This is a genomic window from Shewanella piezotolerans WP3 (assembly GCF_000014885.1).
Lineage (GTDB): Bacteria > Pseudomonadota > Gammaproteobacteria > Enterobacterales > Shewanellaceae > Shewanella > Shewanella piezotolerans.
Map to the genome: position 1 here is coordinate 3,930,574 of NC_011566.1, position 26,280 is coordinate 3,956,853.

Here is a 26,280-nt window from a genome sequence, read left to right on the forward strand (position 1 = left end):
AATATTTAACAGCTGCGCCACAACAAAATAACTGATGCGACAATTATCCACGTTTAAAACAACATGCAATCACAAGTAAAAACATTATTTAAAAGCAAATACAAATAGTTACGGCAAACTCAGAGAATAAGGCTAGATGCTATATTTTTTTTAATCTTGCAAAAAAATTCAAAAAATCGACCATCGATGATTGCTAATTATCTAAAAAGTTCGCACTATACGGCTAAAATCGATAATAAATACTGCCATCCCGCACTCGATTGTTAACGAGGCGTTATAGATAAAGTGTTATTGTCCAGCTCTCTAATTAATGAGAAAACAGCTTTATGAAAGTCACGATTAATGATGTCGCTAAACACGCTGGCGTTTCGATTAAGACCGTCTCTCGCGTTACAAATAACGAGCCTTCGGTAAAGCAAGCAACGATTGATAAAGTTAATGACGCGATTCAAGCGCTAAATTACCAACCGAATCTTGCAGCTAGAAATCTCGCGGGAACAAGTTCTTATGTCATAGGGTTTATCTATGACAACCCAAATGCCTACTATATTATCGATATGCAAAATGGAATTTTGTCCGCTTGTAAGGATCTTGGCTATGAGCTACTCATCCACCCTTGTGACTCCAAGTCTGCAGATATATGTGAAGAATTAATAAAGCTAGTGAAACATAACCGTTTATCAGGGTTAGTACTTACGCCACCTTTATCTGAAGATCCGGTGATACTGGCTGCGTTAGATGAGATTGATGCAAGCTACGTTCGTATTATTGCAGGAGAGAAAGTCAAAGATAACAATGGATTAGCAGTTCTAGTCAATGATAAATCAGGCGCTATCTCGATTACACAACACTTGATCGATCTCGGCCATAAGCGCATAGCTTTTCTTAGTGGTGATGAGCAACATGAATCAACGAAAGAGCGACTTGCAGGGTTTAAGCAGGCGTTAACTAATAATGACATTACTCTCGATGATAGTTTAGTCATTGATGGACAATATTCTTTTGAATCGGGTGTAGAAGGAGCCAAGCAGCTACTTAGTCAGTCAGATAAGCCAACCGCTATCGTTGCTTGTAACGATGAAATCGCAGCAGGTGCATTGTTCGCAGCAAGACTTGAGGGAGTTGATATTCCTGCTGATATTTCAATTGTTGGTTTTGAGGATAGCCCTTTCTCGCGCCAAACTTGGCCAAAATTAACCACTGTGCATCAACCAAATGAAAAGATAGCTCAAATTGCAACAGAGCTTTTGATTGCTAAACGTAGAGCGCAAGCCTCTGAGCATTCACGAATATTTGTTCCAGAGCCCGTTATTCGGGACTCATCAAGCTCACCGAAATAACTAGCCTGTCTGGCGCTAGAAAATAAAAAACTAACATGAAACCTTTTGCCACATGGTTTTTAAAACCATGTGGCATATAGTCGTTAGCCTTTAAACTGCTTCTTCGTTCTCTTCACCGGTTCGGATTCGGATAACGCGCTCAATATCAGTAACGAATATTTTACCGTCACCAATTTTTCCAGTTCGGGCAGTGTCGACAATCACATCTATCGCTTGATCCAGTTGCTCATCCTGTATCACTAGCTCTATTTTTACCTTAGGTAAAAAGTCGACCATGTACTCGGCACCGCGATAAAGTTCAGTGTGTCCCTTTTGACGACCAAAGCCTTTGACTTCTGAAACAGTCATACCAGTAATTCCGATATCAGCAAGCGACTCTCGCACATCATCTAACTTAAACGGTTTAATAATGGCTTCGACCTTTTTCATTTTAATACTCCTAAAAACTTGCTGAATTGACCCATTCTTTAGCCGATAGCTTAGCATGCAGTCCCAAAACTCTGAAGTACAAAGTGATTTTGCTCTGGTCTTAAAAGTGAATGCTGTCTTCTTATAACTGAACAATCTAAAGGATTGGGCTAAGTTGACTAGCCTACAAAACTACACTTATTAGTCCATCTCACTATATCATTCAAGGGTTGAATCTGATGTTAAAGCAAGATCAGGGGTTTACTCTAATAGAATGCATGGTAACGTTAGTTATCCTCACAATCTTATTAAGTGTATCCATTCCCAGCTTAAGTACAGTCTATGCACAAGTTAGAGCAAGCTTATCCATAAAAGAGATAAAACAATCCATTCAACTAGCGCGAAGTTATGCAATATCTTATGGCCAACGTGTAACCGTTTGCCCGCTAACAGAAACCCGTTGCAATTCTAACTGGGGTAACAACATTTCAGTTTTTAGTGACAGCGGAGAGTCTAATCATATTGATGGAACAGACCAATTACTATTCACTATTGGGCCTTTTGATTCTCGAGATTTTGTCCAATATAATCGCAGAGCAATACGATTTTTGCCCAGTGGTCTAGCCTCCGGCACCAACGGTACACTAACTTATTGCCCCGAGTCACTAAATAGCCAATATTCAGCCGCGATTATTGTCAGCCAATCGGGACGTTCAAGGTTTTCTAATAACAAAACCATTACCTGTAAATAGCCATAAGTGCTTACTCGCCAATATTTAGCTACTTAGTCATTATTTTGACTAGGAATTAGCGTTAATTTCTACTGTAACTATCTATTAACTCCCATATACTAAGAGGGATATTCAAAGAGAAATAAGTAATGAATAAGCGATATTACGACAAAGCATTCACCTTAGTAGAAATGATGGTCACTTTGGCTATTGCTACTATTTTACTGGTAATAGCAGTGCCGTCATTTACCGATTTTTATGAGAACTCGCGAAGTGAAGCTGCAAGCAGTAATATTCAGCAATCACTCTTTATGGCTAGAAGCCATGCCATAAGTTATGGCGCAACAGTCACTGTCTGCCCACGTTCAGGCTCTACATGTGGAACAGATTGGATTGATGGCTTTGATGTCTTCATCGATGTCAACGGAAATGGTTCTTATGATTCAGCAACGGATCAAGTCATCCGCAAAATAGACGCCTTTAATAGCGCTGATTTTATTAAAACTAGCCTCAAAAGCATAAGTTTTAGCTCTGAAGGGATGGTTTCCGGTACAGCAGCTTCCACAAGCAGCCGACAATTTATCTATTGTCCATCAAGTAAAACCAGCTCAAACTCCAAGGCAATCGAGGTATCTATAACTGGAAAAATTAGGCAATTTTCAGGAAGCTTAAGCTGTGGGTAATATTACTTTTAACCAGCATAACTAATAATGCACACCAGCAAATAAAGGCTTTAATAACAATATATCATCAAGCTAACGCCAAAAACCTTTTGCATCAGCCAAAGCCATAACCACATTATCTTAACGTTGCGCTATCAAGTTTTTGAGCTTTGATACTGGAGAAATCTTCCTCTAGCGCGACACACTCATATACATCTTTTATATAAGCACTCTGCCCTCGCTCATTATCCGCGGCTCTAGATGCTGGCAAAGAGGCCATTAAACTTGCTGTCTTATCCACTTGCCAACGATAAAAAACGACTTGCTCATTTATGCTTGTGTCTACATAACATTTAAAGTCTTGTTTGGACATTTTTTCCTCTCCAGCACCTGCAGCACTGCTCAATAAGAGGCTCATTAGTAGTAACCACTTCATTACCAACACCCTATAGGACTCTTCGCCCCAGTTTCCGTAATTTCAATGACTTTGCACGCCGAATCTCTAGAAGCCTGCTCCCCTTGTGCGGTCGCTTTCAAAGTGAAACTGCCAGTGCCACTTGTTGTAGCAGCGACATTATAGTAGCCACTTTCAGATACAAAAGGGTTTTTACCATAACCCAAACTAACCATGTTCGATGTATAGCTGCGGTTATCTAAATAGAACTGTTCCTGACGGTTTGCCGCATCGGTTAACACAGTTAACCCCTCAGCCCTAACTCCTTTTGCCACATAATCGATATAGGATGGGTAAGCAATGGTCGATAAAATACCTATCACTGCAACCACGATCATCACTTCAATTAAGGTGAAGCCCATATTTTTTCTCATACTTCCACCTAGTCATCAACATGATAATAGATTCGGTTAACCCCTAGTCCACCGCCAACGCATTTACTATCTCCAGCCTCACATGGCGGAGGTGGTGGGCAATTTAAACTACCTTCAGGGCACTCTTTATGTTCCATTTTATCCCCTGCTGCACCTATCCCGATTAGATACATGTAACTATCATCCTCACCATTTGGTGGAACAACAAGCTGAGGGGTATCGGGAACTCGCTCACCCATCTCTAAATATTCATGAGTGTATGAGCGTATGCCGCGATGTAGATCAAAACCATACAACCTACCAACTCCTGAAACTAAACACTGATTAGCGTCAGAGTTATCACCAGGCACATAGGAAGTAAAAAAGACTCGTCCTTGAATAATTGTAGCTGCAGAGAGGCTTTTCTCTCCCTTACCAGAGAATTGATAATACCAACCACGTTTAGTGCCAAATTCAATATTCTCTAATTCTGATTCTGGAGCTGCTGAGGACACGTTGTATAAGTTAGCCATAGTTATGGCTGCAGGTATTTCATTACCTTCATCACCGTTAAATGGGCGAGAAACAACATTCCTATCTTGTAAAGTGAAAAACTTGTCACTTCGCAGTAGATCTAATGGGTGGGGTCTATGCCCAGAACCAACCACAACTGCATCATAGGGCACATTTTGATAGGTCTTCGTAGTCGTGGTTGTACCATCTACGGTAACATCTACTTCTGAAATATTAGTGAACATCGTTTGAGCGACAGCTGCCTCAGCGAAAAAACGTCTATCCGAAGTTGTAGAAGCACCGCCTAGATCTGCAAATTTAAAGGCTGTCCAAGGCTTAATTGAATCTTTAGGGTTTGCGCTAGGAAGATCGATTCGCCAAACATTTGCCCCTGTATCTGTGGCGTAGAACCTGTCTGTTAGCTTATCGCCATTACTATCTAGTACGGCCACCGAATTTGGAATACTATCAGTGATTCCAGGGAGCTGAGTCACCGACGCTCCACCGTTTGCCGCAAATGAGTGAATTAACTTTCCCGTTTCTGCATCAACGATAAAGACTCCACGCCCCAGCGTATCTGGGCTGCCAACGGCAGCGCTGTCTTTAGTTGCTGGCGAATATCCCGCGCCAAAGATAAGTACTGGTTTAGCTTTTGAAAATTCGGTATTTCCAGTTGGCCAACCAGGTATATAAGTTACGACAGGCTCCGCCCAAGTCTGCCCGAGCTCGGACATACCAGTGCTATTAGAGTTTATTTTCCACATAAACGTGGGTTTATCAGGGTTGCTAATATCTAGAGCGTAATAGGATTTCCCTCCTCGTCGCATACCGACAAAAAGCCATGCTTTTTCAACTGAGCCGTCAGCAGCAGCTTTAACATAGGAAACTGGGGGACTATCTAATCCATATATTGAATGAACTCCTGTTGGGACATTAGCTTTTAATTCACGAATATTTGGCAGCAATTCATAGGGCATAAATGCCCATGATTCAGATACAGAGGTATCTTCATCTTTAAACATGTGCAAATATCCATGGTTAGTTCCAACGATAACTCTAATATCTGGTGAGCCCGCAGTACCAAAGTTCATTGCTAATGGTTTAGAATGTAAGGGATCTCCAAAAATGTCTTGTCTTGCATCAGTTTTTGAAGAGTCGTTATCATCATCATCGACATCCTTACCTTTAGCCCAATCAAAATAACTGTTTAAGCTACTTTGAGTCACTCCCATATAACTTGCTAGCGCAGCGTCCCCACCAGCTACAGACGAAGCATTGCTCTTACTAAAAGCAGCCAGACCACCATTAGAGCCAAAATTACCATATAGAGTCCGACTAGTCGCACTTCTTAACTCGTGCGCAACCCCACCAACTCTAACATCGTTTCCATCACCACCACCGCTGCTTGCACTGCAAACGCTATTGGGAGTCCAATATGAACATGCTGAGTTACTTAAGTTACCATCGGAACCAATAGCTGCATTGCCATTTTTATCAACGATATCGCCGCTACCAGTCACTTTAAACTTCTTAATATTGCCCATCCATCGTGGACCTTTATTAGGCAAAAACATTGCATAATACACGGAGTCAAAAGTTTGGGTTCTATCAAAGTTGTTGCTTGCTATAGACGGAGAGGTAAAACTTGCATTAACCTCTAGAATCTGTGAAAAAACTTGTTGCAGAGCTGATTGTAATTGTGTTGCATTCTTAGCTGGAAAATATGTACCACCGCTTAACTCAGCCGTCTTTTTAAGAATAGGTTCTGCATCGGCTGCACCGTCACTAAAACCGATAGTGTATGTTGTAACGAATTGTTCCCCAGCAAGTGAAGGATTAACATCTTGCCGATGCATAATGCTCGCTAAGGCAGGTAGATAACTACCATCCACTCTCTCAGAAGATTTGTAACCACTCATTTTCGATACTTTGGTATTAGCCGCTGAATCCTGAGTCGGGGAGCCATCAGTGATGTAGACAACATAGGAACGATTCGAACACTGTGAGCTTTTAAATGGTGATACATAATTACCGTTACTTTCTATTGATTTATCTCTCGTTGGCGTCATGCTGCCAGCTTCCTTGGCAAAATGAACTGCGCTACCTGAGAAGTAACGGTATGCTTCGTACAACGTTTCACAAAGGGGAGTATTAGTTTCAGCATTTAGATCATTAATCTTGTCAACTAGGGAAATTTTATCGCCAGTGCTTAAACGATTAATACCAGAAACAATGCGCCCACCATCTGTTCTTTTACTCGTATTATAGTTAAATATAGCAAGTCCGAAATCGACACTTGGCGTGGTGACTACCGTATCTTCCATGACTCGCTTAGCAATGTTCATCCGTGTTTGCCAGCTACTCGATTTATAACCATGATACCAATTAACATACCGCTCGGTGTATAACGTCACTGATTTACCGGTACCAAACTTGGTTAAGAATGCAGCATCAATAGCATTTTCGATATCTGAGGACGAAGCGCTACTTGAAATATGAGTATATGGGATTGGTGCAGCTTTAGAGCCTAAACTATCAACAGGTAGCCCATTATCAACACCAGTAGCATTTTCAAATTTTATGTCGTCATTCGTTTCAAAATCTTCAAAGCAATCAACTTGCGAGACTGCACTACCTAAAGTATCAGGTAGCTCTAGCCAAGTTCCATTTTCACCAACAAAACCATATTCTCGTACAAAACCTGTAAACACACCGTAATCAGCCAAGTACTCCTTCGATGACTTACAGCCATTAACAGAATTATAAAAGTAATTATTGCTTGTTGGTTCAGGGACGCTGCCGCCGCCTTTAGCATAATATAACTTAGTACCGTCATTGACGGTTTCACCACGAGAGTAAAAGTTTTCACTGTACTCCTGAGTTCGCATACTTCCAGAATTATCAAAAATAATCAGTACTTGAGGCCTAGAGCCTGAACGTGCAGAAGATTCAAATACATACAGCTCAGTATCATCAGAATAACTTGCACCTGATATCATGATAAGTACAGTTGCGACTATGATTAAAAACTGTCCAAATTTCATAATCAGTTCCCTGTTGCCCCTAAAATTTCTTGCTCTATTCCTGAGACAACGGTTAGCTGTCCCATGTTATTGCGGCCAAACGTTGCTTGACTGGATATTTCAATCGTCACGCATCCAATCATATCTGGCTGTGTTGCTTGGCTAGTTCTAATGCAAGCACCATCATCAGAGAGTACAGTAAGTGAACTGGTCACTGTAAATTCGCTATCAGCAATATCTGCGGGGTTAGCCGGTAAGGAGGCAAAAGTCGTGCCCTCATTACTGTTGATAAGTCTATCTTGCGCCCCATGAGCATTCGCCATCGCTTCTATACGTTCAGATCCCGCCCCAGCCATTCTTATTGATTGGGTTGAGTTAACTGCCAATGCAACTCCAATTACCGTCATAATTAGTAGGATAATGATTGAGAAAAACAACACTATTCCTTTCTCTTTACGAACCTGCATATTAATTACCCACCAATATTGGATTTTCTAGGACGATAGTTGAAGATAATACTCGCCTTCTAAAGCCATCATTAGTTGCAACAATCGTCTTATCACCAAGCAAATAGCTATTGTCATTATCATAACTATCATCTTCTTCGAGCGTTCTAACTAGAATATATACTCTAAGTGCGACTAATCTTTGGGAGGGCGAGCCATCCCACATCGTTGAAGTGACATTTGCAGCAGGCATAAAACTATCTGCACTATCATCGCCATCGAAATCGAAGCCATACAGCACCCTTAGATTCTCAACGCCCTCAACTAATTGTTCATAGCTTGCACTGGTTTTCATGCCCCCAACACCAAGCACTCGCCTCATAAGGACAGGAACTCCATTGTCTGTTTGGATGAAGTAGATATGGTGTTGATATTCCCAAAACCTTGCATTATCCAGAGAGGGAGCTGCTTGGCTACCCGCAAAGATAATCGCTTCATTAAGGTTTGTAGCCATATAGTAAGAGTTTGTATTAAACGTCGTCACTGCTGGGCCAATCAAACGCTTCACCTGCAACACGTCGGTACCGGATAACGTAGAGCTTAAGCAGCTAAACGACTCAGTAGAGACTCCACTTTCATAACCCCAAACTTTCCTAAAGTTTGCAGCGCTATTTAGGATAGGCAAGCTGGCATTATTCACCCCTCCTCCAACACAATCACTGGATGTTGCAATATTTCCAGCTTGGATAGTGGTATTCACACCAACACTCAGGTTAGTGCCAGTAAGCTCCGCCATAAAACCTGCCTGGCTAATATCCCGCTCAATTAGTGCTAATGCTACACGGCCATTTTCTTGAAGTTGGTTAAACTGGCTAGTTGTCGCCACATTAGATGATGACATGGCGAACATAGAAAAAAGACCAGCTGATAAGAACAAACTCACCAACATAGCAACCATCAGCTCTACCAACGAAAAGCCTGTTTGCCACTTCCCTATTATTTTTCTATTCATAGTTTATATAATTATTGTTTTCAACGAATAAATTCGACGGCGTTTGTTCGCTGAACCACACCCTTTAACCAAAGTAGATTGATCGTTTCCAGCCGCACCATCACTCATCTCCCTGATCCCTCTCCAACTCATAACCACTTCAACACTACCGCCACTTCGTGCAGATATACAGGCAGTTGTATCATCCAGTTCAGTAAATAGTGTTTCCCATTGATAAAGATCCCAGGATAAGGTTTCAGCATTGGTACAGGTAGCACTGGCACCAACACTCACATCGCAAGACTTGCCAGGCTTAGATAACTTACCAGTATAGGTTCCAGTATATGATGTGAGCAAACCACGATTAAGCTTCATTCGGTTGACAATATCGTTGGCAAGATAAGCCGCTTGAGTTTGCTGAAAAGATTCAAAACTGCCGCGTTTAGCTACAAGGTGAAGGTTAAAAATGCCAACAAGACCAACAACTAAAATAACTAAGGAGACCATTAGTTCAATTAAAGATAGCCCCCGTTGCTGATTTTTCATTGCTGTCAATTCCTTTGCTTTCGTCATATTCTTGACGTAACACTTTTTAGTTTTAGTCTTTAAAATCTGAAGCTTAGCGTTAATAACCAGCATACAGGTTAAATGAAGTTTAGTCGAATACTTGCTTTGTACAAGTCAGCATTTATAGAGTGAACAGCAATGATGTGTCTGAATTTCAAGCATAAAAAAAGAGGCCTCAGCCTCTTCAATAATTGATGTTTACCAGTAATCGTTAGCGTAATTCAGCGGGTACCGCAAATACAGTATCTTCCAGTCGTCCTTCCACTTCGGTAATAACACTAGGTGCCATATCAGCAATAGCATCGACTACCTGCTTCACTAAAACCTCTGGTGCAGACGCGCCTGCGGTGACCGCTACGCGCTGGATGCCATTAAACCAAGTTGGATCAACATCATCGGCATTATCCACCAAGTATGAGTTAGTCCCCTTCTTTTGCGCTAACTCACGCAAACGATTGGAGTTAGAGCTGTTTTTAGAACCCACTACGATAAATAGTTCCACTTGCTCAGCAACATTACGCACTGCATCTTGACGATTTTGGGTGGCATAGCAAATATCGTCTTTGCGTGGGCCTTCAATAGCAGGATACTTTTTCTGTAATGAAGCTATCACGTCCGCAGTATCATCCATGGAGAGCGTCGTTTGAGTCACAAAGCATAAGTTGTCTGGATCTTTAACCTCAAGCTTAGCCACGTCATCCGGAGACTCTACAAGATGCACACCGCCTTCAGGGTTATCGTATTGACCCATTGTGCCTTCAACTTCAGGGTGGCCAGCATGGCCAATCAAGATACACTCGATACCCTTACGGCTGGCACGAGTCACCTGTAAGTGCACTTTAGTCACCAGTGGACAAGTTGCATCAAACACTTTTAAGCCGCGTGTTTTAGCTTCAGCGCGCACCGCTTGTGACACACCGTGAGCACTGAAGATAACGATACTGTCATCTGGAACCTGATCTAACTCTTCAACAAACACCGCCCCACGATCTTTAAGGTTCTGCACCACATAACGGTTATGAACCACTTCATGGCGCACATAGATAGGTGGAGAGAAAAGTTCCAGTGCTCGTTCTACAATACTAATGGCGCGATCAACGCCAGCACAAAAACCCCGAGGGTTTGCCAAAAGAATTTTCATAATTACAGTACCTGTACCACTTCAAGCTCAAATGTTAATACTTGACCTGCCAATGGATGGTTGAGATCGATAGTCACAGAGTCAGCAACAACATCACGCACCATGCCAGGCACTTCACTGCCACCAGGGCCTGCAAAACTCACAATCACACCTGGCTCAAGCGTCATATCCGCTGGGAATCGACTCCTGTCCATATGATGCACAGCATCAGGGTTAGACTCACCAAACGTATCACCTGGCTGCAGGGTAAAGCTGTGTTTGTCACCCTCTTTAAGGTTAACAATTTCAGCTTCAAATGCAGGGCTTAAACTTTCATCACCAACATTAAAGCGTGCAGGCTTACCTGCTGAACGAGTACTTTCTGCGGTAGAGCCGTCTTCAAGTACGATATTCATATGGCATAAAATTGAATGGTTATCTGACATTCAGATCACTCCTTTATATCATCTGATTTTTTGACATCTTTACCCGATACAAAAGAATCTAAAATAATCAGTCCAGCACCAATACAGATTGCTGAGTCGGCAATGTTAAATGCAGGGAAATGGCTGGTTTTCCAATAGAAATCTAAAAAGTCGACCACAAAACCATGCTGCAGACGATCGATTAAATTGCCTAATGCCCCACCAATCACTAATGTGTAGGCAAGGTTTAAGCGCCACATTTTAGTCGATTGCTGACGTAACCAGACCGAAAGTAAAATACTGAAACCAACTGCAACAAAGGTAAATAACCAACGTTGCCAACCGCCTGCATCACTTAAAAAACTGAATGCAGCGCCATAGTTTCGTACATAGGTAAAGTTAAACATAGGGAGTAACTTTACCGATTCATACAGCTCAAAACTCGACAATACCCACTGCTTAGATAGCTGGTCGGCGATAAACACCAACACAACTATCCAATACCAACGTAGGCCACTGTCTTTCCAAGAAGTGGGCATTACGGATCCTTTATGCAAACTGGCGAGTTTCGCCTTCACCTTCAATATTAGTTACACAGCGTGTGCACAGTGTCGGATGCTCAGCCACTTGGCCGACTTCTTCTCTATGATGCCAGCAGCGCTCACACTTCTCTGCTTCAGACTTTTTAAGTCCAAGTTTCAGTGATGCAAGTTCAGTCTCAATCGCATCAGCCGGCGCTTCAGAAAGTGCCACTACATCTGTTTTAGATGTTAACAATACAAAGCGTAACTCATCACCAAGAGTACTTAGTGCTGTAGACAGTGCTTCATCAGCAAACAGCATGATTTCAGCTTCAAGTGAGCCACCGATCTGCTTTTCACGACGAGCATTCTCAATCACTTTGTTGACTTCAGCGCGAACTGTAAGCAATTGTTCCCAGAATTCATCGCTAAGGTCTGAATCAAGGGTGACTGACTGCAGGCCTTCGTACCAAGTTTCGGTAAACACAAACTCACCACGTTCACCTGGAAGTAGCTTCCAAATTTCATCAGCAGTAAAGCTTAATACTGGTGCGATCCAACGAACCATAGCTTCAGAGATAAGGTACAGTGCAGATTGACAACTACGACGAGCATTACTGTCATCCTTTGCGGTGTACTGTCTGTCTTTAATGATGTCCAGATAGAAGCTACCAAGTTCAACTGAGCAGAACTGCATCAATTTCTGGGTAACCAAGTGGAAGTTGTATTGATCGTAAGCTTCGAGTAGTTCTTGTTGCAGCGCAGCTGCGCGGCGAACAACCCAACGATCCAGTGCAACCATATCTTCAACGGCAACCATATCGGTCTCAGGGTTAAAGCCATTGATATTTGCAAGTAAGAATCGAGCAGTGTTACGAATACGACGATAAGCATCAGCACTACGCTTTAGAATTTCGTCAGATACCGTCATTTCGCCACTGTAATCTGTCGCAGCAACCCACAAACGTAAAATGTCAGCACCAAGTTTGTTGGTGACATGCTGCGGTGCAATGACGTTACCAACAGATTTAGACATCTTGCGGCCTTTACCATCAACGGTAAAACCATGAGTCAATACTTGCTTGTATGGCGCTTTGCCATTCATCGCTGTAGAGATCATCAATGATGACATAAACCAACCACGGTGTTGATCGCTACCTTCTAGGTAAAGGTCAACTTCATGGCCGTTAAATTCTGGACGAGATGCAACCACTGACGAGAAGGTAGAACCTGAGTCGTACCATACATCTAACGTATCAGTCACTTTACGGTACTGTTCAGCTTCATCGCCTAACAGCTCAGCGGCATCTAAATCCCACCAAGCTTGAATACCTTCTTGCTCAATACGGTTAGCAACACGCTCCATCAGTGACACACTATCTGGGTGCAACTCTTCGGTTTCACGGTGTACAAACAGCGTAATTGGTACGCCCCACGTACGCTGACGAGAGATACACCAGTCAGGGCGATTCTCGACCATCTTTTCGATACGGCTCTGACCCCAGTCAGGGATCCACTGTGTTTTCTCAATCTCGCTCAACGCTTGCGTACGTAAGCCTTTTTGATCCATTGAGATAAACCACTGCGGCGTAGCACGGAAGATAATTGGTGTTTTATGGCGCCAGCAATGTGGGTAACTGTGGTTAATAGCCACATGGTTAAGCAGCGCACCTTTCTCTTCTAACAGCGCAACAACGGCTTTGTTAGCTTTAAAGACATGTTGCCCTGCAAAGATTTCTGTATCAGCTTTATATACGCCATTGTCGCCAACAGGATTAGCAACTTCTAGACCATACTTTTGACCAACAACGAAATCGTCTTGACCGTGACCTGGCGCGGTATGCACTACACCAGTACCAGACTCAACAGTGACGTGCTCACCAAGAATAACTGGCACATCAAAATCATAGAACGGGTGGTTAAAACGCAATAGCTCTAGCTCACTGCCCAACACGTTCGCTAGCACTTTGTGCGTCTCAGCGCCAAAACGCTCAACACAAGATTCAACAAGCTCTTGTGCTAACACTAACGCTTGAGTTTGGCCATCTTTCACCATCTCAACCAAGGTGTACTCTAACTGCCCTGCAACTGACAATGCTCGGTTAGCAGGCAGTGTCCAAGGAGTTGTAGTCCAGATAACCATTGAAATTGGATGTGCGTACTCAGTTAAGCCAAATTTGGCTAACAACGCTGGCTTATCAACAGCGGTAAATGCAACGTCGATTGCCGGAGACATTTTGTCTTCGTACTCAACTTCGGCTTCAGCTAACGCTGAACCACAATCAGTACACCAATGCACAGGCTTAACACCTTTGTGCAAGTGGCCGCTGTCGATCACCTTTGATAGTGAACGAACAATATTAGCTTCAGTGTTGTAATCCATCGTTAGGTAAGGGTTTTGCCAATCAGCAAATACACCTAAACGGATAAAGTCATCCCGCTGACCATCGACTTGCTTGGCAGCATATTCACGGCACTTTTGGCGGAACTCAGAAGCGGTAACCTTATGACCAGGCTTGCCAACTTTCTGCTCAACCTTAAGCTCAATAGGCAGACCATGACAGTCCCAACCAGGAATATAAGGCGCGTCAAAGCCAGACATGGTCTTTGACTTAATAATAATATCTTTAAGAATTTTATTAACTGAGTGGCCAATATGGATATCACCATTTGCATATGGAGGACCATCATGCAAAATAAACGGTTTGCTATCTTTACGGCTTTCACGGATCTGTTGGTACAGTCCTTTCTCGTTCCAGGACTTCAACATCTCTGGCTCACGATTAGCCAAGTTACCACGCATCGGAAACTCTGTTTCCGGCAAATTCAAAGTAGATTTATAGTCGCTCATTAACCCTTTACCGTATTGTTAGCTAAGCTATTAGCCTGCATCGCTGCCAAGCAAAGCTTTCGCTCTGTCAGCATCATTTTTAATTTGTTTTTTCAGCGCATCGAGTGATCCAAATGGCTGCTCGTCTCTTATCTTTGCCACCAATTCAACTTCAACAGTTTTACCATAAAGGTCACCATCAAAATCAAATAAATGGACTTCTAACTGACATACTTGGCCATTAACTGTTGGTCTAAAACCGACGTTAGCTACACCTTCATATATATCACTATTGTCCCAATAAAGCTTAACGGCAAATACACCTCTTACAGGGGTGACTTTGCGCTTTAATGCAATATTTGCAGTGGGAAAACCAATGGTTCTCCCAATTTTCTGGCCATGCGCGACCTTGCCACTCAGGATAAATGGGTGTCCAAGCAAGCGTCTTGCTTGTTCCATATTTCCCTCAGCAAGTAGTCGTCTGACTTCTGTAGAGCTAACTCGCTTATCACCAAGGACGAAACTTTGGGTACTCACTACCGCAAAGCCGAATTTCTCACCCGCTTTTCGTAGCATATCGAAGTTACCTTGACGCTGTTTGCCAAAACAGAAATCATCACCAACCACTAAGTACTTTACACCAAGAGCTTTGACCAATAACTGTTCAACAAAATCTTCAGCGGTATAGTCGGCAAACTTCTTATTGAAGTTTATACAGAGCATTCTCTCAATTGATAACTCGTCAAGCAACATCACTTTGTCGCGTAATAAGCTTAACCGAGCAGGTGCATTCTCACCGCGAAAGAACTCTTGTGGCTGCGGCTCAAATGTCATGACAACCGCAGGTAAGTCTAAGTGCTTTGCCTTCTCTACTAGCCGATTAATCACTTCAGCATGGCCACGATGGACGCCGTCAAAGTTGCCTATTGTTAATACGCAACCATGATGCTGAGGTAAAATATTATGAATACCGCGGATCAATTCCATTATCTTACACGACACATGAGAGTAAATGGGCGGATTATATACCAGCTAGCCTTTATAATCAGCACTCAAACTGCAGCTTTCATCTTCCAAGGACGAATTCCCAACAAAACTAAGCAAATAAAGTAGCAAATTGCTGCAATTGCAATCAATTTGGCTAACTCAACACCACGCTCTGGCAACGAAAACGCTAACCAAGCGGCAATCGTAGGTTGTAAATAGTAGATGACAGCTGCCATAACAAGCCCGGCAATGAATGTCTTAATCGCAAAAAGAATCGTCGATGTATTCAATCGGTATACATTGGCTTTATGCAAGCCTCGGTATAATAAGCACGCATTTAACAGCGCTGACATCGAAGTCGCAATGGCCAAACCGACGTAACCAAAAGGGATAGCAAATATTAGGTTGAATACCATATTACTCACCATTGCGATAATGCCATAACGCACCGGCGTCTTTGTATCTTGGCGTGAGTAATAACCTGGCGCTAAAATCTTAATTAACATAAAACTGAGCAAACCACTGCCGTACGCCATTAAGCTGTATGAGGCCATCTCTACATCTTCATAGCTAAACGCACCGCGCATAAATAGCACCATCAACATTGGCTTAGCAAGCATAATTAAGCCACACATAGCAGGCAGTCCAAGTAGAATTATCGCTTTTACTCCCCAGTCCATTGTTTGTGAAAAAGCTTGGCTTTCAGCATTTACATGACGTTTTGACAACGCCGGTAAGATGACTGTCGCAATCGCTATACCAAACAGGCCTAGGGGAAATTCAAGTAGTCTATCTGAGTAATAGAGCCAACTAATGGAGCCTGTCATTAAAAAACTGGCGATAAAGGTATCGAATAACAAGTTGATTTGTGACACTGACACCCCAAAAAGCGCAGGGATCATCAATGTTCTAATTTTTGTGACTCCTGGGTGACGCCATCCCCAACTTGGTTTTACTATCGCTTTTTCTCTTAACAGAAACGGTATCTGAAACAAAAACTGGATCAAACCACCCAAAAATACTCCCCAGGCCAAGCCTATTTCAGGCTGCTGTAATTTAGGCGCTAAAAATAGTGCGGCAGAAATAATGGCAATATTAAGGAAGACAGGCGTAAACGCAGAGACAGCAAAACGACCGCGAGTATTCAATATTGAACCGGCCAAAGCGGTAAAGGTGATAAACCAGAGATAAGGGAAGGTTATTTTTAGCATCAAAGAAGCGAGTTCAAACTTTTCTCCGCCGGGAGCATCATTTAACCAAGCAAGAAACCAGCCTCCGCCAAACAACGCCGCTAACACCGGAGAAGCAATGACACCGAATAGGGTTACCACACTAACGAGTACACCAAGAGTGCCTGCTACTTTAGCAAGCAGATCTCTTATCTCTTCATCACTGTTTTTCTCTTGATATTCTGTTAGCACTGGCACGAATGCTTGTGCAAATGCCCCTTCGGCAAAAAGTCTTCGTAAGAAATTAGGGATCTTGTTGGCGAAAAAAAACACATCGGCACTGCTACCAGCTCCCATCAAATTCGCGATAACCACATCACGAACCAAACCTAATACCCGTGAAATTAGTGTCATGGCACTGACAATCATGCCAGACCGAAATAGCTTTCTGCTCAAAACGTCCCCTGCTCTTGTTGATAGAGCTAAAATACTTAGGCGATATCGCGCACAAAATAGCGCTTGCCTCTATTGTCTCAATGCAATACCTGCTAGAATTGCGCACCATATTACACGAGTTAGGTTGAAGATAGCCAAGCTGGTTGGATTATTTTGAGTTAATCGAACTGATTCAATCATTGTCATTGACAAAGTGACATAAATAGGGCATATTCCTCGACCTTAAAAATACCAAACCCAGTTTTAGGAGTTGCACCTTGGCTAATAGCAAGTCTGCAAAGAAGCGCGCGCTTCAGTCTGAGAAGCGTCGTCAGCACAACGCAAGCCGTAGCTCAATGCTACGTACTTACGTAAAGAAAGTAATCGCTGCAATTAATGCAGGTGATCACGAATCAGCTACTGCTGCTTTCGTAACAGCACAACCAATTGTTGACCGTATGGCGACTAAAGGTCTTATTCACAAGAATAAGGCTGCTCGTTATAAGTCACGCTTGAATGCTAAAATCAAAGCACTTGCTGCTTAATTTTTAGTTTCAAGTAATTAAAAACCGGCCTTGGCCGGTTTTTTTATGCCTGTAGTTTGAGCCTGAGTGTAGGCCGACGGTCAACTTGCAAGTTTCAGGCAAAAAAATAGAGAGGACATCCTCTCTATTTTCACAATTATACTAATCAGTATAAGAAGTTGATCTACTCTCGCTGAGAGAGCAAGTCTTCATACTGATTGGTATTATTGAAACGGTAGCGCTAAAAGAAAGCCTTAACTTGGCTTTCATCTTTTAATACTTACGCTACTGTTTGTAAGCTTTCGCTGTAAATATTATTAAGTAGTTTAATAATCTCAGCGACTTCATCACTTTTTAACGAGTAATATACTGTTTGAGCTTCTTTGCGCGTTTCAACTAAATTGTCTTTACGTAACCACGCAAGGTGCTGTGAAAGCGCTGACTGGCTTAATCCCAATTTCTTGTTCATTTCACCAACGCACATCTCCCCTTCATTAAGAAGATAGCACAAGATAAACAGACGACGTTCATTAGCCATCGCCTTCAACAATACAACGGCATGGTCTGCTCGTTGCTGCATTAATTCTATATTCATTACGAGCTATTTCTCCTAAAACAAACCGACGGCCTAATATAGCGTTGCCTTACAGATATAGTCGGGACATGAAGCACACTTTTTGCTAGATTGTTTTCAAAAATGGGACATAAGTAATAAAAACAAAGGAAACTCATGAAAAGTACCTATCTCAAAATAGCCGCAGGTGTTTTTTTGACCAGCTTATTGGGCTGTCAAACTCAATCAATAAACAACGCAAACGAGCAAGTTGCCATGCAACTTCAACAACAGGCACTAAATTCAAATCTTGCTTACGAACTTGTAGAATCTTTAACCGTTGAAGTCGGCCCACGGCTAGCTGGCAGTGAACAAGATCTTGTCGCAGTGCAATGGGCAGAATCTAAGCTGCATTCATTAGGATTCGATAAAGTCTATAAGGAAGCGGTACAGGTACCTGTGTGGCACAGAGGAGAAGCTAAAGCATCAATTGTAGCGCCCTACCCTCAACCCTTGGTCATCACCGCGCTAGGGGGCAGTATCGCTACCCCAAAAAATGGCATTGAAGCCAGTATTGTTCGTTTCGATAGTTTAGCAGCATTGAAACAGGCATCAGCTGACAAGGTGCGTGGAAAAATCGTCTTTATCGATCACCTCACAGAACGTCACATTAGCGGGAAAGGCTACGGTAAAAGTGTAGGCGGTCGCTCTAGAGGTGCGGTGGCCGCAGCAGAAAAAGGCGCTGTAGCCGTAATGATCCGCTCTATTGGCACCGATCATGACCGAATGGCTCATACCGGTATGATGAGATATAAAGAGGGTGTAGCAAAAATCCCTGCAGCCGCAATGTCTAGCCCTGATGCCGATTTGATCAACGCGATGTTAAAGCGTAATAGCAATATTACCGTTAACTTACAGCTTTCATCTCAAAACCAAGGCTTCGCCACCTCTTATAACGTCATAGCTGAAGTGACCGGTTCCAGTAAACCTGAAGAGATAGTATTAATTGGTGCTCATCTAGATTCTTGGGATGAGGGCACGGGAGCCATTGATGATGGAGCAGGTGTGGGTATTGTCGCTGCTGCTGGTAAGTTAATTCAAGATCTCCCCACCAAGCCAGCTAGAACGATAAGAGTTGTATTGTATGCAGCAGAAGAGGTTGGGCTAGTCGGTGGTAAGGCTTATGCAAAAGCACACCAAGCGGAGCTAGATAATCATTATATTGCAGCGGAGTCTGATTTTGGTGCAGGCCGTATCTATCAAGTTGATTTTAGAGCGAGTGAAAGCGCCTATCCCCAATTATTAGCCCTTTCAGCACCTATGACAAACAATGGCGTTGTTTTGGGTACTAATAAAGCCTCAGGAGGCCCTGATGTCTCTATGCTACCTGCACAAGGTGTGCCCGTTGCATCATTGAGACAAGATGGTACCGATTATTTTGATTATCATCACACCCCCAATGATACCTTAGACAAAATAGAACCCGCCGCACTTAAGCAAAATGTCGCTGCCTATGCACAGTTTGCTTATCTCATGGCCCAGTCGACCATTGATTTACGTCCAATCGTCGCAAAATAATCAGCGTTGAATAATGGGGTAAACAAGTGCAAATAAAAAAGCAGCCTGATGGCTGCTTTTATCTAAAGGGGATACTACTGCTCTTCTCGCAAGAACACAGGAGCGGTAACCGTTGATTCTGCTTCACTATAATAATAACCAGCGCTATCAAATTTTATCAACGCATCCAATGATTCAACATTATTATCTAAAATATAACGCACCATCATCCCTCGAGCTTTCTTAGCAAAGAAGCTGATCACCTTATATTGACCATTCTTTTTGTCCTTGAAGACTGGCGTTACTAAGTTTGCGGTCAACTGCTTATGCTTAACAGCTTTAAAATACTCGTTAGAAGCAAGGTTAATAATGAACTCATCACCTTGAGCCGCAGTTGTCTGGTTAATCTCATCAGTAATAATATCGCCCCAGAACTGATAAAGATTTGTCCCTCTAGCATTACTTAAACGGGTCCCCATCTCTAATCGATAAGCTTGCATTAAGTCTAAAGGTTTCAATAATCCATATAAGCCCGATAGGATCCGTAGCTGCTGCTGCGCTTTCTGTAAGCTAGCTTCTGATAATGTATCAGCATCAAGCCCCGTATAAACATCACCTCTAAAGGCAAATACCGCTTGCTTAGCGTTATCAGGGGTAAAATCAGAGTCCCAACTACTAAATCTCGCCACATTGAGGCCAGCGATTTTATCACTGACTTTCATTAAGGAGGCGATATCGCTTGGCGTTAATTTACGGCAGACATCAATCAATTGCTCACTTTGACCCAGCAACGTAGGAATAGAATAACTCTGAGTAGCAGCTGGATTTTCGAAGTCTAATGTTTTTGCAGGTGAAACCAAGATTAACATGTGATGTCCTATACATAGATATTGTTAAACTGTGACAATCATACTGATCAAAAACAAAAAAACCACGCTTATAAAGCGTGGTTTTTTAGATTGCGCTAATTCAACTTACCGCATCAAGCTTAAACTCTCAATTAAGACTTGTTGGTCGCGCTCTGTTCATCAGACCATTCACCTGACTCTACACCTTTTATTTCAGGGAATTGAGTGGCGTCAAAGGTTGGAACCAAACCTTGCTTGATTTGACGCTCATAATCTTTAACAACAGCAAATGCGACTTTAGACAGCATCACAATCGCAGCAATATTGACCAAAGCCATGAGTCCCATAGAGACATCGGCGAAGTTCCAAACCAACTGCAACGAAGCCACTGAACCTGTCATCACCATCGCCAATACTAGACCGCGGAAAATATAAAGAATTTTCTTACTCTTAGTCAGGAACATGATGTTGTTTTCTGCATAGCTATAGTTAGCAATAATTGATGAGAAACAAAATAGTATTATCGCGAATGCAATGAAGTATGCAGACCAACCACCTAGCTCATTGCTAAGAGCGAGCTGCAATAGACCAATACCCTTCTGCTCACCTGGATTATCTAACACTCCTGATAGCAAGATAATTGCAGCAGATGCACTACAGATAACAATCGTATCTACAAATACGCCAATCATCTGTACAAAGCCTTGTGAGGCCGGATGGTTCGGATTTGGTGTTGCAGATGCAGCAATGTTCGCCGCACTACCCATACCCGCTTCGTTTGAGAACAAGCCACGAGCAATACCCGCCATCATCGCGCCCATCGCGCCACCAGCGGCTTCTTCCCAACCAAATGCACTCTTAACAATCAGCGTTAATGCAGCTGGCACCTGGTCAATATTAATGACTAAAACAACCAGCGCTATAGCTAAGTATGCGACGGCCATAACTGGCACGATAAGCTCAGAAGCGCGCGCAACCTTTTTCAAGCCACCACAAATAATATAAGCAGAAGCCATAACAATGACTAAGCCAACAAGGGTCTTATCAAAACCGAATGCGTTATTCAGCGCATCGGTCATAGTGTTAGCTTGCGCTGCGTTGAAAGCAAAGCCAAATGCAATGATAAGCAAAATAGAGAACAGTATGCCCATCCACTTCTTACCTAAGCCCTTCTCCATGTAATAAGCGGGGCCGCCACGATATTGCCCTTCACTGTCTTTAACTTTGTAGACTTGAGCAAGCGTTGATTCGATAAACGCCGTTGCCATACCAAGAAGTGCAATGAGCCACATCCAGAAAATAGCACCTGCACCACCTACTGTTATCGCAACAGCAACACCAGCCATATTACCGGTACCAACACGAGCAGCCATTGAGGTACAAAATACTTGAAATGAGGAGATACCATTGACTTTTTCACGCCCCTGGAGCACTAACTTCACCCCATGACCAAACAATCTAAATTGTATAAAACCTAAACGAAGTGTAAACAGTACGCCTGCGGCAACTAGAACATAGATCAGTAAGCTTCCCCACAACACACCATTGACGGCATTGATTGTAGATTCAACTGCATTTATTAACGGTTCGAACATAATTATTATTTATCCCCACGACAAACATAATCGAGCGTTGTGACACTGGATTAGGTTTGGCTTGTGTTTATCCTTCCTAATGTATTTAAATGTCGACAGATTTTCTTTTTGAATTATCCATACGTGATTAAATTACTGTCACGCCTGCCGCATTCCGCGCTGCAAAATAGCATAGCATTGCTTTAACCCTGAGTGATACAGATCACACATCATCATTTAGCTGACATCCGAATCACAGGAACTATTAAACATATCGAACTAGAGTAACCAACATAACATACCATTCACATCTAGTTTTACTACATTTATCAGTACAAATTACTTTCTATAAATAAGATACAGGACACATTTTTGTAATAAAATTACAAATATAGTAGTTCCCATCAAATTTGTTTAACTTTCTGATTACGTAAATGGGGTTATTTATGTCACATCAACAAGAGATCGTCTCCTTAAAGAAATTCGTTAGAGCAACTAACTTTTTGGCGACATCACAAATTTACCTAAAGCAAAACGTACTGCATAAACGCGCTTTAGCACACGCTGATATTAAGCCAAGGCTATTGGGGCACTGGGGAACATGCCCGGGTATCAACTTCGTATACGCGAACGTTAACAGACTGATTACCAAGCATAACCGTTCATTTGTATACCTTGTCGGTCCTGGTCACGGTTTCCCAGCAGTACAAGCTAACCTTTTCATGGAAGGTTCACTCAGTCATTTTTACCCTGACACAATCCCATACAACGAAGACGGTATCACCGATATTTGCCAGAAGTTCTCTGCAGCGTATGGTTACCCTTCTCATGCCAACCCTGAAGCACCAGGTCAAATTCTAGAAGGTGGTGAACTTGGTTATTCACTTTCAGTTGCGTGGGGCGCCGTTCTCGATAACCCAGATTTAATCGCAGCTTGCCTAATTGGTGATGGCGAGTCTGAAACAGGTCCTCTTGCGGCTTCTTGGTATGCAAACCGTCTGGTATCACCTAAGAACAATGGCGCTGTACTTCCTATCGTACACATTAATGGCTACAAGATTTCAGGCCCTACTCGTATGGGAAGAATGAGCCATGAAGAACTTGATCTAGAATTCCGTGGTCTTGGTTACCACCCAATCATTGTTGATGATGAGCTAGAACAGGATGTCTATGAGCAGATGACTGCCGCAATGGACTTATCTTATGAGATGATCAACGACATACAAACTCGCGCGAGAGCGGGCGAAGACGTTGTTAAACCACGCTGGCCTGTTATTTTAATGCGCACAGCAAAAGGTTGGACCGGTACTTCAGAATATAATGGTAAGAAGCTTGAAGGTAACTGCGAATCTCACCAAGTTATTGTCAACAAGTGTGCAACTGATAAAGGTCACCTTGACGCACTAAACACTTGGCTTGCTAGCTACAAATTTAACGAGCTTTACAGCATTAACGAACAAGGTGAGCTGATTTTCGACAAAGACATTCAGTCTCTTATTCCACCTAAAGAATTATCTTGTGGCCGTCAGCACTTAAGTTACGGTGGTGAAGTAGTTCGCGCTTTAACAAACCCAGATCTTGAGAAGCTAGCTTACGGCCCTGAGACTCCTCGTGGTCAGCGTGGTCTATCCATGTTCAAGATGGGTGAGTGGATGCGTGATGCATTTAAACTTAACCGTGACCAACGTAACCTGCGTATATTCTGCCCAGATGAAACCTATTCAAACCAGCTACAAGCTGTATTTGAAGAAACTGACCGTGCATGGCAGTGGCCTATTGAAAGCTGGGACGAAGATATGTCTCGTGATGGTCGCGTCATTGAGTTGCTATCTGAAAACCTACTTTTCGGTATGCTACACGGTTACACGGTAACAGGTCGTCACGCGATGTTCCCAACTTATGAAGCTTTCTCACAAGTTGTATCGTCTATGGCCGACCAATACTGTAAATACGTATACGCTAGCCAAGGTGTACATTTCAGAAAACCTGTTCCAGCATGTAACGTAGTACTTTCGTCACTGCTTGAGCGCCAAGATCACAATGGTTACTCTCATCAGAATCCATCTTTCCTCGGTGCGATGCTAGAAAAGCATCCAAAGATTATCTCTGCTTACCTACCTGCTGATGGTAACAGTACTTTGGTTTACACCGAACGCGCTTATGCTGATCGTGACAAGCTGAACATTCTTGTCGCTGGTAAGAAAGATCTACCACAGTGGCTAACACTTGATGAAGCGCGTCAACAAGCTAAAGACGGTGTCATGGTTTGGGATTTCGCATCTGATGAGAATCCAGATGTGGTCCTCGTAGGTTGTGGTGACTACGTGACTCAAGAAGCGATGGCTGCACTGGTACTCATTAGAGAGCTATTGCCACGTGTACGTATTCGTTTTGTCAGTGTCACAGAACTTACCAGCAGCGGCCTAGGTAGCTTAGACTTCCAAAGCAAGCCATGGTTAATGGACGAAGTATTCACAGCGGATAAAGGCGTAGTATTCAATTACCACGGCTACCCGAATACAATTAAGAAACTCGTATTTGACTACAAAGGCAGCGACCGCTTCAGAATCAAAGGCTACGAAGAAGAAGGTTCAACAACAACACCATTTGATATGGGTGTTCGTAACGGTACTTCACGCTACCACCTTGTTATTGATATGGCCTACAAACTCTTCCAGCAAGGCGTTATTGATGAGACGCAACACGTCGCATTAACCACAGACATGCTGCAACGTTTGGTCGACCACAGAAACTACATCAAAGCCAATGGCGTTGACCCAGTAAGCATCGAAAACTGGGTGTGGACACGATAAGCACTCTTTAAATTAGCTGAAATTAAAAGGTGCCTTCGCAAGAAGGCACCTTTTTTCGTTTCAAGTTATCGCTACAAGCATTAACAATAAAGTGGAAAATGTTACATTTACGACAGATAATAGTGTTGCCTAGCTACAAAACCAAAGGATCTCCGTGATAAGTGCTGGCGCTACTTAGGTATTAAGTAGGCGGAGGAGTTTTATAAATAAAACATAAGGACTACGAATGATGAACAAAACTCTACAAGCAGTATTGCTGACTTCAATGCTACCTTTTGTTGCTAACGCAGCTGATGGTATGAGCCCTTGGTACGTTGGTGGCGGTGTCGGTATCAATAACTACGAGCCCAATTGCGATCAAAAAACCATGAAAACCTGTGGTGATGATGACCCATATGCGTGGGATGTATTTGCTGGTTATCTATTTAACGACTACTTTGGCGTTGAGTTAGGCTATCGCGACTTAGGCCGCGCTGAGTGGGTAGACTACTCAGACAAGCTTAATGACGTTGGCGCTCGAGGCATGAACCTAGGTTTAGTCGCATTTTGGCCATTTGCCAATCGCTGGAGCTTATCGGCAGAAGCAGGCGCATTGAACTACCTCATCTCCAACAACAAGAATTACGGCAGCGAATACTATAGCGATAGCGGCGTAGCCCCTTACATAGGTGCAGGTATCGGCTATAACATTACTGATAACCTAAAACTACAAGCTAAGTATCGTCGTTATGAAAATCTTGATGAAGATAAGTGGAAAACACTAGAGATGGAGAGCAATTATTGGGGGCTTGAGTTAAGCTATCGCTTCGGTAGCAAGTCCAAACCAATAGTACCTGTAGCGGTTGTGGTTGGAGATGCTGATAACGATGGCGTTAATGATGATATGGACCAATGTCCGGATACACCAGCCACTCACAAAGTTGATAGTAATGGCTGTACTATCTATCAAGACGCCGAAGATAAATTTGAGATTGAAGCTAAATTCGCCACTAACTCTGCCATTGTACAAGAGTCATCTTACAGTGACATTAAAGATTTAGCCGAGTACATGAGTAAGCACCCAAATTCAGAAGTCGTCATAGCTGGTCACGCCTCAAATACTGGCGCAGCGGATTACAATATGGCGCTATCTGAACGTCGTGCGATAGCCGTTGCAGATGTTCTTATCAATGAGTACGGCATTGCGCCAGCAAGAGTATCATCTAAAGGCTATGGTATAACCCAACCTCTAATTGAGGGTAGCTCTAAAGAGGCTAACCAAGCTAACCGCCGTATTGAAGCACATGTAAGCGGTACTGAAAAAGTACCAGTGCTTAAGTAAACACGATCAAGCAACACAACTGTCGATCTTATTATTTCGATAGTATTTGCTATAGTATTCGTTAGATGATTTAAACGAGCTCACAGCTTTTCATGGCTGTGAGCTTTTTGTTTAA

23 protein-coding genes are annotated in these 26,280 nt (G+C 42.8%); 7 read left to right on the plus strand and 16 right to left on the minus strand.

Going from position 1 to position 26,280, the window contains the following annotated elements:
* Positions 1-326: 326 nt before the first annotated feature.
* Entirely contained in the window at positions 327-1,340 is a 1,014-nt protein-coding gene (locus SWP_RS16560; protein WP_020913741.1) for a LacI family DNA-binding transcriptional regulator, read from the plus strand.
* A gap of 90 nt (positions 1,341-1,430) precedes the next feature.
* Here SWP_RS16560 and SWP_RS16565 read toward each other — a convergent pair whose 3' ends face one another.
* On the minus strand, positions 1,431-1,769 hold the full coding sequence (locus tag SWP_RS16565; RefSeq protein WP_020913743.1) for a P-II family nitrogen regulator: 339 nt from the start codon (positions 1,767-1,769) through the stop codon (positions 1,431-1,433).
* 218 nt (positions 1,770-1,987) lie between these two features.
* Here SWP_RS16565 and SWP_RS16570 point away from each other — a divergent pair, with 218 nt between their 5' ends.
* Together SWP_RS16570 and SWP_RS16575 are read left to right on the plus strand one after the other, a co-directional pair.
* Positions 1,988-2,500 carry a GspH/FimT family pseudopilin gene (locus SWP_RS16570; RefSeq protein ID WP_044556018.1) on the plus strand — a complete coding sequence of 171 codons (513 nt, stop codon included), beginning with the start codon at positions 1,988-1,990 and terminating at the stop codon, positions 2,498-2,500.
* A 128-nt stretch (positions 2,501-2,628) separates the two neighbouring features.
* Entirely contained in the window at positions 2,629-3,162 is a 534-nt protein-coding gene (locus SWP_RS16575; protein ID WP_044556019.1) for a GspH/FimT family pseudopilin, read from the plus strand.
* Between the two features lie 115 nt (positions 3,163-3,277).
* Here SWP_RS16575 and SWP_RS16580 read toward each other — a convergent pair whose 3' ends face one another.
* The 12 genes from SWP_RS16580 to murJ form a co-directional block, all read right to left on the minus strand.
* The gene (locus tag SWP_RS16580; protein WP_020913746.1) at positions 3,278-3,577 is read right to left on the minus strand and encodes a TapY2 family type IVa secretion system protein; all 300 of its coding nucleotides are present in this window, start codon (positions 3,575-3,577) and stop codon (positions 3,278-3,280) included.
* Positions 3,577-3,969: a type IV pilin protein gene (locus tag SWP_RS16585; protein WP_044556020.1), complete on the minus strand. Its 393-nt coding sequence runs from the start codon at positions 3,967-3,969 to the stop codon at positions 3,577-3,579. Before SWP_RS16585 ends, SWP_RS16580 begins: the two co-directional genes overlap by 1 nt.
* Before the next feature lie 8 nt (positions 3,970-3,977).
* Positions 3,978-7,505: a pilus assembly protein gene (locus SWP_RS16590; protein WP_020913748.1), complete on the minus strand. Its 3,528-nt coding sequence runs from the start codon at positions 7,503-7,505 to the stop codon at positions 3,978-3,980.
* 2 nt (positions 7,506-7,507) lie between these two features.
* Positions 7,508-7,951, minus strand: a complete 444-nt coding sequence (locus tag SWP_RS16595) for a pilus assembly PilX family protein (RefSeq protein ID WP_044556021.1) — start codon at positions 7,949-7,951, stop codon at positions 7,508-7,510.
* A 1-nt stretch (position 7,952) separates the two neighbouring features.
* Positions 7,953-8,942, minus strand: coding sequence for a PilW family protein (locus SWP_RS16600; RefSeq protein ID WP_044556022.1), 990 nt, complete (start codon positions 8,940-8,942; stop codon positions 7,953-7,955).
* Between the two features lie 3 nt (positions 8,943-8,945).
* A complete protein-coding gene (gene pilV / locus SWP_RS16605; protein WP_079891955.1) occupies positions 8,946-9,467 on the minus strand; it encodes a type IV pilus modification protein PilV in 522 nt (173 codons plus the stop codon).
* A gap of 232 nt (positions 9,468-9,699) precedes the next feature.
* Positions 9,700-10,629 (minus strand): 4-hydroxy-3-methylbut-2-enyl diphosphate reductase, encoded by a 930-nt coding sequence (gene ispH, locus SWP_RS16610; protein ID WP_044556023.1) that lies wholly within the window; start codon positions 10,627-10,629, stop codon positions 9,700-9,702.
* Positions 10,630-10,631: 2 nt separating this feature from the next.
* Complete coding sequence (gene fkpB / locus SWP_RS16615; protein WP_020913753.1) at positions 10,632-11,054, minus strand: FKBP-type peptidyl-prolyl cis-trans isomerase; 423 nt, start codon at positions 11,052-11,054, stop codon at positions 10,632-10,634.
* 5 nt (positions 11,055-11,059) lie between these two features.
* Positions 11,060-11,572, minus strand: coding sequence for a signal peptidase II (gene lspA, locus SWP_RS16620; protein ID WP_020913754.1), 513 nt, complete (start codon positions 11,570-11,572; stop codon positions 11,060-11,062).
* Positions 11,573-11,582: 10 nt separating this feature from the next.
* On the minus strand, positions 11,583-14,405 hold the full coding sequence (gene ileS / locus SWP_RS16625; RefSeq protein WP_020913755.1) for an isoleucine--tRNA ligase: 2,823 nt from the start codon (positions 14,403-14,405) through the stop codon (positions 11,583-11,585).
* A gap of 30 nt (positions 14,406-14,435) precedes the next feature.
* The gene (gene ribF, locus SWP_RS16630) at positions 14,436-15,371 is read right to left on the minus strand and encodes a bifunctional riboflavin kinase/FAD synthetase (RefSeq protein WP_044556024.1); all 936 of its coding nucleotides are present in this window, start codon (positions 15,369-15,371) and stop codon (positions 14,436-14,438) included.
* Between the two features lie 65 nt (positions 15,372-15,436).
* Positions 15,437-16,996: a murein biosynthesis integral membrane protein MurJ gene (gene murJ / locus SWP_RS16635; protein ID WP_044556025.1), complete on the minus strand. Its 1,560-nt coding sequence runs from the start codon at positions 16,994-16,996 to the stop codon at positions 15,437-15,439.
* Between the two features lie 257 nt (positions 16,997-17,253).
* Here murJ and rpsT point away from each other — a divergent pair, with 257 nt between their 5' ends.
* Positions 17,254-17,520 (plus strand): 30S ribosomal protein S20, encoded by a 267-nt coding sequence (gene rpsT, locus SWP_RS16640; protein ID WP_020913759.1) that lies wholly within the window; start codon positions 17,254-17,256, stop codon positions 17,518-17,520.
* 259 nt (positions 17,521-17,779) lie between these two features.
* On the opposite strand, the gene SWP_RS16645 is transcribed toward rpsT, so the two are convergent.
* The gene (locus tag SWP_RS16645) at positions 17,780-18,094 is read right to left on the minus strand and encodes an ArsR/SmtB family transcription factor (protein ID WP_020913760.1); all 315 of its coding nucleotides are present in this window, start codon (positions 18,092-18,094) and stop codon (positions 17,780-17,782) included.
* Between the two features lie 135 nt (positions 18,095-18,229).
* On the opposite strand from SWP_RS16645, the gene SWP_RS16650 reads away from it, so the two are divergent.
* Positions 18,230-19,630: a M20/M25/M40 family metallo-hydrolase gene (locus SWP_RS16650; protein WP_020913761.1), complete on the plus strand. Its 1,401-nt coding sequence runs from the start codon at positions 18,230-18,232 to the stop codon at positions 19,628-19,630.
* A gap of 74 nt (positions 19,631-19,704) precedes the next feature.
* On the opposite strand, the gene yaaA is transcribed toward SWP_RS16650, so the two are convergent.
* Together yaaA and SWP_RS16660 are read right to left on the minus strand one after the other, a co-directional pair.
* Positions 19,705-20,478 (minus strand): peroxide stress protein YaaA, encoded by a 774-nt coding sequence (gene yaaA, locus SWP_RS16655; RefSeq protein WP_020913762.1) that lies wholly within the window; start codon positions 20,476-20,478, stop codon positions 19,705-19,707.
* Positions 20,479-20,609: 131 nt separating this feature from the next.
* On the minus strand, positions 20,610-22,052 hold the full coding sequence (locus tag SWP_RS16660; RefSeq protein WP_020913763.1) for an alanine/glycine:cation symporter family protein: 1,443 nt from the start codon (positions 22,050-22,052) through the stop codon (positions 20,610-20,612).
* A 425-nt stretch (positions 22,053-22,477) separates the two neighbouring features.
* Here SWP_RS16660 and SWP_RS16665 point away from each other — a divergent pair, with 425 nt between their 5' ends.
* Together SWP_RS16665 and SWP_RS16670 are read left to right on the plus strand one after the other, a co-directional pair.
* A complete protein-coding gene (locus tag SWP_RS16665) occupies positions 22,478-24,844 on the plus strand; it encodes a phosphoketolase family protein (RefSeq protein ID WP_020913764.1) in 2,367 nt (788 codons plus the stop codon).
* A gap of 226 nt (positions 24,845-25,070) precedes the next feature.
* Positions 25,071-26,165 (plus strand): OmpA family protein, encoded by a 1,095-nt coding sequence (locus tag SWP_RS16670; RefSeq protein WP_020913765.1) that lies wholly within the window; start codon positions 25,071-25,073, stop codon positions 26,163-26,165.
* Positions 26,166-26,280 lie beyond the last annotated feature (115 nt).